General features: G+C 65.1%; 11 protein-coding genes. 5 read left to right on the top strand and 6 right to left on the bottom strand.

What is annotated here, in order from left to right; all coding sequences use genetic code 11:
* Together AS93_RS0109155 and AS93_RS0109150 are read left to right on the top strand one after the other, a co-directional pair.
* Positions 1-1,580: efflux RND transporter permease subunit (locus tag AS93_RS0109155; protein WP_027590338.1), on the top strand; the 1,580-nt coding region annotated here is incomplete at its 5' end.
* Positions 1,580-3,013: an efflux transporter outer membrane subunit gene (locus AS93_RS0109150; RefSeq protein WP_027590337.1), complete on the top strand. Its 1,434-nt coding sequence runs from the start codon at positions 1,580-1,582 to the stop codon at positions 3,011-3,013. The genes AS93_RS0109155 and AS93_RS0109150, both read left to right, overlap by 1 nt.
* Before the next feature lie 106 nt (positions 3,014-3,119).
* Here the strand turns inward: AS93_RS0109150 and AS93_RS0109145 are convergent, their stop codons facing one another.
* The 4 genes from AS93_RS0109145 to AS93_RS0109130 form a co-directional block, all read right to left on the bottom strand.
* Positions 3,120-4,112 (bottom strand): DctP family TRAP transporter solute-binding subunit, encoded by a 993-nt coding sequence (locus AS93_RS0109145; protein ID WP_027590336.1) that lies wholly within the window; start codon positions 4,110-4,112, stop codon positions 3,120-3,122.
* A 293-nt stretch (positions 4,113-4,405) separates the two neighbouring features.
* Positions 4,406-4,801 (bottom strand): diacylglycerol kinase, encoded by a 396-nt coding sequence (locus tag AS93_RS0109140; RefSeq protein WP_051587413.1) that lies wholly within the window; start codon positions 4,799-4,801, stop codon positions 4,406-4,408.
* Positions 4,802-4,891: 90 nt separating this feature from the next.
* The gene (locus AS93_RS19060; protein WP_162172922.1) at positions 4,892-5,608 is read right to left on the bottom strand and encodes a PIG-L family deacetylase; all 717 of its coding nucleotides are present in this window, start codon (positions 5,606-5,608) and stop codon (positions 4,892-4,894) included.
* A 230-nt stretch (positions 5,609-5,838) separates the two neighbouring features.
* Positions 5,839-6,834: a D-cysteine desulfhydrase gene (locus tag AS93_RS0109130; RefSeq protein WP_027590334.1), complete on the bottom strand. Its 996-nt coding sequence runs from the start codon at positions 6,832-6,834 to the stop codon at positions 5,839-5,841.
* A gap of 142 nt (positions 6,835-6,976) precedes the next feature.
* On the opposite strand from AS93_RS0109130, the gene AS93_RS0109125 reads away from it, so the two are divergent.
* The 3 genes from AS93_RS0109125 to AS93_RS0109115 all read left to right on the top strand — a co-directional run bounded on the left by AS93_RS0109125 (position 6,977) and on the right by AS93_RS0109115 (position 9,357).
* The gene (locus tag AS93_RS0109125) at positions 6,977-8,089 is read left to right on the top strand and encodes a DUF3182 family protein (RefSeq protein WP_027590333.1); all 1,113 of its coding nucleotides are present in this window, start codon (positions 6,977-6,979) and stop codon (positions 8,087-8,089) included.
* On the top strand, positions 8,073-8,825 hold the full coding sequence (locus tag AS93_RS0109120) for an alpha/beta fold hydrolase (RefSeq protein WP_027590332.1): 753 nt from the start codon (positions 8,073-8,075) through the stop codon (positions 8,823-8,825). Before AS93_RS0109125 ends, AS93_RS0109120 begins: the two co-directional genes overlap by 17 nt.
* 76 nt (positions 8,826-8,901) lie before the next feature.
* A complete protein-coding gene (locus AS93_RS0109115) occupies positions 8,902-9,357 on the top strand; it encodes a PA2169 family four-helix-bundle protein (RefSeq protein WP_027590331.1) in 456 nt (151 codons plus the stop codon).
* Between the two features lie 33 nt (positions 9,358-9,390).
* Here the strand turns inward: AS93_RS0109115 and AS93_RS0109110 are convergent, their stop codons facing one another.
* Positions 9,391-9,834 (bottom strand): YetF domain-containing protein, encoded by a 444-nt coding sequence (locus AS93_RS0109110; protein WP_027590330.1) that lies wholly within the window; start codon positions 9,832-9,834, stop codon positions 9,391-9,393.
* An 11-nt stretch (positions 9,835-9,845) separates the two neighbouring features.
* On the bottom strand, positions 9,846-10,367 hold the full coding sequence (locus tag AS93_RS0109105) for a hypothetical protein (RefSeq protein ID WP_027590329.1): 522 nt from the start codon (positions 10,365-10,367) through the stop codon (positions 9,846-9,848).
* Between the last annotated feature and the right edge of the window lie 34 nt (positions 10,368-10,401).

Raw genomic sequence — 10,401 nt, 5'->3', positions numbered from 1 at the left:
GTGCCGGCAAGCACCTGCAGGGCAGGGTGCTTGCCGGCTATGCGCGCAGCCTGGACTGGGCGTTGCGCCACACCCGTCTGATGCTGCTCCTGCTGCTGGGTACCATCGCGCTGAACGTCTATCTCTACGTGGCAGTGCCCAAGACCTTCCTGCCGCAGCAGGACACCGGCCTGCTGATGGGCATGATCCGCGGTGATGACGGCCTGTCCTTCCAGGTCATGCAGCCGAAGATGGAACTGTTTCGCCAGGCGGTGCTGACCGACCCGGCGGTGGAAAGCGTGGCCGGCTTCATCGGTGGCAGTGGCGGTATCAACAACGCCTTCATGATGGTGCGCCTCAAACCGCTGGCCGAACGGCGCATCGGCGCGCAGGCGGTGGTCGATCGCCTGCGTCGCGAGCTGCCGAAGATCCCCGGCGCGCGGCTGTTCATGATGGTCAACCAGGACCTGCAGATCGGCGGCCGCCAGCGCAGCACGGAAAACGAGTTCGTGCTGCTGGCCAGCGACCTGGATGACCTGCGTATCTGGCTGCCCCGGGTGCGCGAAGCCCTGCGCGCGCTGCCACAGCTCACCGATATCGATGCCAGCGAGGGCGAGGGCGCCCAGCAGATCACCCTGCAGGTGAATCGCGAAACCGCCAAGCGCCTGGGCGTGGACATGGCCATGGTGACCAGCGTGCTGAACAACGCCTTCAGCCAGCGGCAGATTTCCACCATCTACGACACCCTCAACCAGTACAGCGTGGTGATGGAGATCGATCCGCGCTATGCCCAGCATCCGGAAGCCCTGGACCGGGTGCAGGTGATCGCCGCCGATGGCAGCCGCGTGCCGCTGTCCGCGTTTTCGCGCTGGGAGCGCAGCCTGGAAGAGGACCGCGTCAGCCACCAGAGCCAGTTCGCCGCGGAGAGCATCGGCTACTCGGTGGCGCCGGGTTACAGCGCCGATCAGGCCGTGGCGGCAATCAACGAGGCGGTGGCGCGGGCCGGCCTGCCCACCGAGGTGCAGGGGTTGATCGGTGGCACCGGCGGCATGCTGCAGCAGACCCAGCAGGGCCAGCCGCTGATGATTCTCGGCGCCCTGGTGATCGTCTACATCGTGCTGGGCGTGCTCTACGAGAGCTACGTGCACCCGCTGACCATCCTCTCCACACTGCCCTCGGCCGGGGTCGGCGCGCTGCTGGCCATCCAGCTCACCGGCGGTCAGTTCAGCCTGATCTCGCTGCTCGGCCTGTTCCTGCTGATCGGCATCGTCAAGAAGAACGCCATCCTGATGATCGACCTGGCCCTGCAGCTGGAACGCGAGGGGCGCGACTCGCTGGCCGCTATCCGCGAGGCCTGCCTGCTGCGCTTCCGGCCGATCCTGATGACCACTCTGGCGGCCATCCTTGGCGCCGTGCCGCTGTTGCTGGACAGCAGCGAAGGCGGCGAGATGCGCCAGCCGCTGGGCCTGGCCATCGTCGGCGGACTGCTGCTCAGCCAGTTGCTTACCCTGTACACCACGCCGGTGGTGTACCTGTATTTCGACCGCCTGCGCCAGCGCTTCGGCCGCCGGCGCGTGCACACCGCAGTGGATGCCGCCTGATGAACGCTTCCTTTCGACTTCTGACCCTCGCCCTGCTGACCAGCAGCCTTAGCGCCTGTGCCCTGGGTCCCGATTACCAGCGTCCCGAACTGGACGTACCCGAGCAGTACCGCCAGGTGCAGGGCTGGAAGCCGGCAGCCCCCGCCGATGCCTTGGAGCGCGGTGCCTGGTGGTCGCTGTACGACGACTGGGAGCTGGATGCGCTGGTCGAGCGCCTGAACGTGTCCAACCAGAATTTGGCGGCTGCCGAGGCGCAGTATCGTCAGGCGCGCGCACTGGTACGCGGCGCGCGCGCAGCCTTCTATCCGACCGTCAGCGCCGGCGCCGAGGTCGGGCGCAGCTCCATCGGGTCGGGCTCCCAGCAAGGCGTGACGTCAGATAGTCGACGGGATTCCTACGATGCCAATCTGGGCCTGAACTGGCAGTTGGACCTGTGGGGCCGGCTGCGTCGCACCCTGGAGTCGGAACGCGCCAGCGCCCAGGCCAGCCAGGCGGACCTGGCCGCCGCGCGGCTCAGCCTGCAGACCGAACTGGTGCAGAACTACCTGCAGTTGCGCGTGCTCGATGAGCAGCGCCGCTTGCTGGAAGCCACGCTGGAGGCCTACCAGCGATCGCTGAGCCTGACCGAAAACCAGTACCGTGCCGGCATCGTGCCGAAATCCGACGTCAGCCAGGCGCTGACCCAGCTGAAAAGCACCCTGGCCCAGGCCGTCGATCTGGAATGGCAGCGCGCCCAGCTGGAGCATGCGATCGCCGTGCTGATCGGTCTGCCGCCCGCCGGCTTCTCGATTGTCGCTCGCACCGGGCTCCCCGCATTGCCGAATATTCCGCCGGCGCTGCCGTCGCAACTACTGGAACGTCGCCCGGACGTGGCCTCGGCCGAGCGCAGCGTGATGGCAGCCAACGCCGGCATCGGCGTGGCGAAGACCGCCTGGTTCCCCGATCTCAGCCTTTCAGCGCTGGGCGGTTACCGCAGCAGCAGCTTTGCCGACTGGATCAGTCTGCCGAATCGCTACTGGTCCCTGGGACCGGCGTTGGCCCTGGAGCTGTTCGATGGAGGTGCCCGGCGCGCCGAGCTGGAACGGGCCGAGGCGGCCTACGACCAGACGGTGGCCCAGTACCGGCAGACGGTGCTGGATGCCTTTCGGGAGGTGGAGGACGCCCTGGTCGAGTTGAGTGTGCTGGAGCGCGAGCAGCAGTTGCAGCAAGAAGCCGTGGCTGCCGCGCGCGAATCCTTGCGTCTGATTGGGAACCAGTACCGGGCCGGCACCGTAGACTTCAACAGTGTGGTGATCGTGCAGGCGGCTGCGCTGAACAACGAGCGCAGCGCATTGAGCCTGCTGGGCAACCGCCTGCGTGCGAGCGTACAGCTGATCGCCGCGCTGGGTGGTGGTTGGGAAAGTGGGGAACTGAGCGACCCCGAGCGGCCTTGAAAGCGGCGAAGTAGGAGGGCATCGCTTTGTCTGGCCGCCAGCGGAGCGCGACCTCAGCGTAACGGTGGACAAGGAACACGTTGTCCACCCTAGTTGCCGACGGGGCCTACTCCTCGCGCAGATTGGATGCTCGCGCGGCCCTGAGCACGTCGGGGCCGATGTCCGCTTCGAAATGCCTCCACACCGGTTCCATGGCGACCCGCCAAGCCTCGCGTTCTCGAGGGCTCAGGCTGATGATCTGGCTGTGCCCGGACTCCGCCACGCGCTGCCGGTCCAGCGCATTGAGCCGGGCGGCCTCCCGGTTCACCGCATAGCTCACCTCGTCGATGATGGCTTCCAGTTGCGTGCGGATCCGGTGCGGGATGCCGTACCAGAAGCGCGCATTGGTGACCAGCATGTAATCCAGCACGCCATGGTTGCTCTCGGTGATGTACGGCTGCACTTCGTGGAAGCGCTGGCTGTAGACGTTGGACCAGGGGTTTTCCGCTCCCTGCACCTGCCCGCTGGCCAATGCATCAAACACCTTGGAGAAGGCCAGACGGGTGGTCAGCGCGCCTACCTGATTGAACTGGGTCTCCAGAACCTCCGACTGTTGAATACGGAAGTTCAGACCGGCTGCGTCTTCAGGCAGGCGTAGCGGACGGGTGGCGGACAGCTGCTTCATGCCGTTGTGCCAGTACGCCAGCCCCAGGATGTCGTGCTGCTCCATCGAGTACAGCAACTGCCGCCCCTTGGCGCGCTTCTGGAAGCGGTCCACCGCGTCCAGGTCATCGAACAGGAAGGGTAGATCGAAGACCCGCAGCTGGCGGGTATAGGTCTCGAACTTGGCCAGCGAGGGGGCCAGTAACTGCACCTTGTTGTCACGCAGGGCGGCCAGTTCTTCGGCGTCGCCGTAAAGACTGGAGTTATGGAACACCTCAACCTGCACCTGGTCGCCCAGGCGTTCTTCGACCAGTTGCTTGAACAGCAGTGCCCCCTTGCCCTTGGGGGTGTCTTCGGCGACCACGTGGGAGAATTTGATGAGGATCGGATCGGCTTGCGCCTCGACGGCACCCGCCAGGGTGGCGATGCCGAGACAGACGGCCAGGACTGTCTTGATCACGGAGTTTCCTTTTTTGTTCTGGGGATAGGAGCTCCGGCCGGAACCTGCGGTCACGGTCGGGCGGGTGCATTTCGCAAGGCCTGTGCCAGGTTCCGTAACTAATCCTGATTTCGGCGGAGAATGATTCCGTTTTGGCGGCGAACGCACGTATCGAAGGGTGAGCGCGGGTTTTCAGCTGAACAGACGAGTCAGGTAGTTGGCGAGCGTTCGCCGCCGGACTAACAAAAATGGGCGTATTTTCGCCACGTTGCGCCTCATGCGCCCGACATCGGGCACACGAGGACGCGACCTCAGAGCAGGATGGTGCTCCAGACCAGCGCGATCAGGCTGAGTGCCAGGAATTGCGCGGCGCTGCCCATGTCCTTGGCGCGTTTGGCCAGCGGGTGAATGTCCAGGGAAATGCGATCCACCGCGGCCTCAATGGCAGAGTTGAGGATTTCCACGATCAGTCCCAGAAACACCACCCCTACCAGGATGGCGCGCTCGGCGCGGGTAACATCCAGCCAGAAAGCGAGGGGGATCAGCACCAGATTGATCAGGACGAGTTGTCGGAAGGCAGCTTCCCCCGTAAAGGCCGCCTTCAACCCGGCCATCGAATAACCGGTGGCATTGAGAATACGCGCCAGGCCAGTACGGCCCTTGAGCTGTCCGGCATCCACGGCCGGCGCGGTTTTCAGCTTCTCCATGAAGACTCCAACAAGGGCAAGCGAGCCCGGAAAAATGAACGCAAGTCTAGCGGAGTTGCCCTTTCCTTGGCAGGGGCATCCAACGCCCGATCAGAGAATGAACAGCTCGTAATGCAGTTGCAGATGCCAGCGCTCGTCGGACCGGTACGCAAGCCAGTCCATCGGTCCGGATGTCTGGAATTTGATGGCGTGGCGCTTGCGCGCCAGCGTCGGATGATCAAGTACCAGCTTGCATGAACGCCGCCAGGGCAGGTTGCCATCCTCGCCGGATGCCCATTGCCAGGCCTGGATAGGCATTTCCACCAGACGAGTCCCCAGCATTTCGCAAGCCGCGTGTGCACCACGGCCTACTGTCTCGCGGTCCGGATCACCATCCAGCCGCCAGGGGGCAAAGACCACGTCACCGGGGCGCAGGTAGCGCAGCAGGAAGTCCAGCAGGCTGTCGGGGCGCAACTGGTTCGGCATAAATCGGCCGCGCACCCATTTCATCTGCAGTGGCGGAATGCCCAGGCGGCGCAGCGAGTCGGAATTTTCCAGCGCTTGCGCGACGCTGCGTCCCTGCGGCAGATCGTCCGGGCCATAGGCTTCGTCAGTCACTGAGATCAGCTGCAGGGCATGACCGCGCAGGCTGAGAATCTGCAGCAGACCGCCGCAGGCAAGCACTTCGTCAAAGGGATGTGTCGCCAGAATCACGGCCCGCTGGAAGGGGCGTAGCAGCGTGTCGAATTCGATCAGCGGTATCCGATCCAGCTGATGGCAACCGACAGCCTTCCAGGGAGGGGCCTTGGTGGCGTTGCGCGAATGCATGTCCATTTCCATTCGACCTCCATTGGTGCGAGGTCCGCCTTGCGCTTGCCGCAACCCGGCCGCCGTCAGAAACGGACCCACACCCGTATTGGCGGCCAGCGGCGGAAAAACTTGATCCGCTCTTCCTTGATCCCGTGGCCGCGTTGAAGGTGAGGCAGGCGCTGACGGACGAAGTTCGCCCAACCCACGCGGTGATGACACTGAAATGACAGACGGCCTTGCGAGCAAACTCAGCCCGCGGCGGGGTGATAGGCGAACAGGGCGGGTGTACCACCGGTATGTACGAATAGCACCGGACCTTCTGCAAAACGAGTCAGGGCAATGCCGTCGAGCAGGCCGTCCATGGCCTTGCCGGTGTAGACCGGATCGAGCAGCAGCCCTTCACACCGCGCAAGCTTGTGCAGTGCCGCCTGGGTTCCCTCGTTTGGCTCGCCGTAGCAGGGGCCGTGGTACTCGTCCCACAGCTGCACCTGTAGCGGGTGCGGCACATCGACGCCCAGCAGGGCCGCGCAGCGCTCGATCAGCCCCATGACCTTGGGGCGCTGCGCATCTGCCGGCCGCGACACGGTGATGCCAATGACCGGAAGTTCCGGCATTCCGTGGGCCAGTGCCAGGCTCAGACCTGCCTGGGTCCCCGCGCTGCCGGAGGCGACAACCACGGCGGCGAAGCGCAGCCCGAGGGCGTGAATCTGCTGCGCCAGCTCCAACCCGGCGCGCACATAGCCCAGGGTACCCAAGGCATTGGAACCGCCCACGGGCAGCACATAGGGTCGCTTGCCCTGAGCACGCAGGCGCTCGGCCAGCGCTTCCAGCTGGGCGTCCGGATCGCCCAGCGTGGCGACCGTTTCTACCGTTACGCCGAACAGGTCCAGCAGCAGTCGGTTGCCATTGCCCAGGTAGCAGGCCTGTGTCGCGCCCAGGGGATTCTCCAGGAGGGCGTGGCATGCCATGCCCTGCCGGGCGGCCAGAGCGGCTGTCTGGCGCACGTGATTGGACTGTATGGCTCCAGCGGTCACCAGGCAGTCGGCGCCGGCCCGCAGCGCATCGGCGCCCAGGTATTCGAGCTTGCGAACCTTGTTGCCGCCCATGGCCAGAGGGGTGAGGTCATCACGCTTGACCCAGATGTCGCAGTTCATGTGGGCGGAGAGACGCTCCAGGCGTTCCAGCGGGGTGGCGGAGGGCACTAGCTCCAGGCGGGAAAAGCGCTGCAGGGCCGCATTCAGCATGGTGGTGACTCCCAGGGGCGATCGCCGTTGACTATAGGCAAGCCATCGTCGGCGTTGACCCGTCCATGACGAACTGGCCCCGGTCGTCATGGTCATTCACTCACGCACAGCCTCTTTCGTGCCGCTTGCAGGGAGAACTGCCATGCCCGTCACCCCACGGCCGATCGTTCTGTCCCACATCAATAACCCCAGGGCGCCACGGCACCAGCGCGAAACCACCCGGTTCATCGCCCGCTGGCTGGCCAGCATTCGCGGTCTGGAATACGGCGGGGACTTCGATCCGCGCCTGCACGCCGGACACCGCTGTTATTTGGTGCCTGCTCAGACCCTCAAGGGACCAGAGGAGGCCCGCGCCCTCAACGTGCACGGGCCGGACGATCTGTTCGGCGGCTATGTGGAGCGGGATTTCATGGCCAGCAAGATCATCGCCCATCCGCTGGTCTCGCCTCGGGCCATCCACCCCGAAGGCTGGAGCGAGGCTTTTGCAACCCGAGTGCACGAGTGCGCGCTGCCGGGGTTCAGCGTGTTTTCCCGGGACGATGCCGAAGTGGCTGTGCGCCAGCTACTGCCGCACGGCACCGTACGCGTCAAGGCGGCGCGGGCCAGCGGCGGCCGGGAACAGTGGCAAATCTCCGCTATGGATGAGCTGCACGCCTGGTTCGGCGAGCCAAATGGAGACGCGATGCTGGAAGGCGGGGTGGTCTTCGAGCAGGACCTGGCCGAATGCCAGACCTTCAGTGTCGGTCAGTTATCCATTGATGGCCGGCTGCTAAGCTACTTCGGCACCCAGCACGTGACGCCGGACCATGCCGGGGAGCTTGCCTATGGCGGCTCCGACCTGGTGGTGGTGCAGGGCGATTACGACGCGCTGCTTACGCTGGACCTGGCCGACCCCGTGCGCCTGGCCATCGCCCAGGCCCGCTGCTTCGATGCAGCGGCGGATGCCTTGCTGCCCGGTTTCTTCGCGTCGCGGCGCAACTACGACACGGTGCAAGGCCTCGACCTGCAGGGTCAGATGCGCGCCGGGATACTCGAGCAATCCTGGCGCATCGGCGGCGCCACCAGCGCCGAGGTGGCCGCCCTGCAAGCCTTCATCGACAACCCGCGACTGCGTGCAGTGCGCGCCTCGTCTTTCGAGCGTTTCGAGGATAAACCGTTGCCCGCCAACGCCACGGTGATCTTCCGTGGCAAGGACGCTGAAGTGGGTTTTTTGCTCAAGTACGCCATGGTGGAACCCTATGACGGCCCGAAGTGAGACGATCCAGATCCAGGTGGAGCAGGAGTTCATGGAAGGGACATTCCTCACCCCACGCACCCATGTGCCAGGCGTTCTGTTCGTGCACGGCTGGGGCGGTAGCCAGCAGCGCGACCTGGCGCGCGCCAAGGGCATCGCCGGGCTCGGCTGCATCTGCCTGACCTTTGACCTGCGCGGCCACGCCAGTGCCGAGGCGCGCCTGTGCCAGGTGTCGCGGGAAGACAATCTGCGCGACCTGGTGGCCGCCTACGACCGCCTGCGCGGTCACCCGGCGATCGACACCGATGCCATCGCCGTGGTGGGCACCAGTTATGGCGGCTACCTGGCGACCATCCTCACCAGCCTGCGTCCGGTCAAATGGCTGGCCTTGCGCGTGCCGGCCATCTACCGGGACGCCCAGTGGGGAACACCCAAGCGGCAGTTGGACAAGGCCGACCTGGCCCACTACCGCAGCCATCCGATACCGGTGGCGGACAACCGGGCGCTGCGAGCCTGCGCCGAGTTTCGCGGCGATGTGCTGTTAGTTGAATCCGAGCATGACGAACACGTGCCCCACGCGACCCTGATGAGTTATCGCACCGCCTTCCGCCAGGCGCATTCCCTGAGCCACCGGATCATCGATTCCGCCGACCATTCGCTCAGCGATAGGGTCGCGCAGGAGTCGTACACCAACATCCTGGTCAACTGGATCACCGAGATGGTGGTGGGCGAGCGCCTGCGTCTGGTACGTGACTGACCGGTGATCCCGGGCATAGAACCCGCCGGCCGCGCGAGCAGTCAGGGAAAGGGCAACGTACTTCCCAGGAGGCACCATGACCGATAACAAGCAGACCGTTTCCGTACTCAATGACTTGATTGAAACCTGCAAGGACGGCGAGGCCGGCTTTCGTACCTGTGCCGAGGATGTCCGCCGCCCCGAGCTCAAGAGCCTGTTCCATACCCGTGCGCAGCAGTGCGCTGAGGCCGCGGCGGAGCTGCAGCAACTGGTCCGCCAGCGCGGCGGCAACCCGGAAACCGACACCAGCGTTGGCGGCGATCTGCACCGTCGCTGGGTCGATCTGAAGTCGCTGATCACCGGCAAGGATGACGAGTCGATCCTCAACGAGTGCGAGCGCGGTGAGGATGTCGCCAAGCGCAGCTACCAGAAGGCCCTGGAAAAGGGACTGCCGGAAGACGTCAGGGCCATTGTGCAACGCCAGTATGAAGGCGTGCTGCGCAACCATGACGAAGTGCGCGCCCTGCGCAACGCGGCGCGGGCCAACGGCTGAGCGTCTGACGAGGGGGTGGTGGCATTGCCACCCCTACGAATAGGGGATGATCGAGATCTTCCCGTTGGGTTCGAGGATCGCGTACTTGATCTGCTCCATGTGCTCCAGTCCCAGGCCCTGTCGGGCCGCCTGAAGAATGTCCTCATCCTGGAGGCGCGCCTCCACCATGCGCGCCCTGAGCGGGCGACCATGTTCGACCAGCAGCGTCGGCGTGCCATCCAGCCATCGCTGAGTCCCCTTGCTGCGCAGCTTGAGCATCGACAGCCCGACGTCGAGAACCACCAGCGTGCAGATCGCCAGCAGGCTGTTGGAAAAGGAATGGTCATCGCCCAGTAGGGCTTCCTGGGTGGCTTCGCCAATCACCAGCAGCAGGATCAGGTCGAACGGGGTGATCTCCGCCAGCGAGCGGCGCCCCGCCAGGCGAAACAGCACCATCAGGGCGAAATAGAGGGATGCCGCACGCAGCACCACGTCCATGGTCACCTCCTTCAGGGATAGATGAACTGCCAGAGCCGCAGTCGGTGCTCGCCGAACCGTATCGTCAGGTGGGTCGCTCCCGTCCGGTCCGGTCGCAGGCTGAAGTGCAGGGTTGCGCGGCCGTCCCGGTCAGCGCGCACCGCCAGGCGCAGCCCACCTTGTGCGCTACCCGATTCCAGCGGGTGCGGTTCAAGCGCCTCGATCCGGTGGGTATCCAGGAACGGCGCCTCCAGCACGACCTGCAGTGTGGCGCCCGGCTCGCCCTGCAGGGCAAGTCGCAGGGGACTGCGTCCGCCCTGGCGGAGAAAGCGCTGGTCATCGACCTGCAGGGTGCCGTCGGGCGTTGTCAGGCGTCGGTCGCTCAAGGGACCATTGGAAAACAACCCCAGCAGGGCGAGCACGACCAGAACCAGCAGGCACGCCCAGCCGACCCGCTCCACTTTCCAGGCCTTGCGCTGGAAGGCGATGTCATCCTCGACGGGATGATCGCGGGGTCTGAAGTCATCCTCTGGCGCTTCGGGAGATCGCGGCATGTCCCGCTCCTAACGGACACTGCTCGTTGGGCAA

The sequence above is a fragment of the Pseudomonas sp. RL genome (genome assembly GCF_000647775.1).
In the GTDB taxonomy this organism is placed as follows: Bacteria; Pseudomonadota; Gammaproteobacteria; order Pseudomonadales; family Pseudomonadaceae; genus Serpens; species Serpens flexibilis.
Note: the sequence above shows the minus strand (reverse complement) of the source record. Positions and strands in the feature narration are given on the sequence as shown.

Excerpts from the sequence above, each read along its gene's own strand:
- AS93_RS0109140 (WP_051587413.1), bottom strand. The coding sequence starts at position 4,801 with ATGGAGAAGCTGAAAACCGCGCCGGCCGTGGATGCCGGACAGCTCAAG.
- AS93_RS0109125 (WP_027590333.1), top strand. The coding sequence starts at position 6,977 with ATGCCCGTCACCCCACGGCCGATCGTTCTGTCCCACATCAATAACCCC.
- AS93_RS0109150 (WP_027590337.1), top strand. The coding sequence starts at position 1,580 with ATGAACGCTTCCTTTCGACTTCTGACCCTCGCCCTGCTGACCAGCAGC.
- AS93_RS0109115 (WP_027590331.1), top strand. The coding sequence starts at position 8,902 with ATGACCGATAACAAGCAGACCGTTTCCGTACTCAATGACTTGATTGAA.
- AS93_RS0109130 (WP_027590334.1), bottom strand. The coding sequence starts at position 6,834 with ATGCTGAATGCGGCCCTGCAGCGCTTTTCCCGCCTGGAGCTAGTGCCC.
- AS93_RS0109120 (WP_027590332.1), top strand. The coding sequence starts at position 8,073 with ATGACGGCCCGAAGTGAGACGATCCAGATCCAGGTGGAGCAGGAGTTC.
- AS93_RS19060 (WP_162172922.1), bottom strand. The coding sequence starts at position 5,608 with ATGCATTCGCGCAACGCCACCAAGGCCCCTCCCTGGAAGGCTGTCGGT.
- AS93_RS0109110 (WP_027590330.1), bottom strand. The coding sequence starts at position 9,834 with ATGGACGTGGTGCTGCGTGCGGCATCCCTCTATTTCGCCCTGATGGTG.
- AS93_RS0109105 (WP_027590329.1), bottom strand. The coding sequence starts at position 10,367 with ATGCCGCGATCTCCCGAAGCGCCAGAGGATGACTTCAGACCCCGCGAT.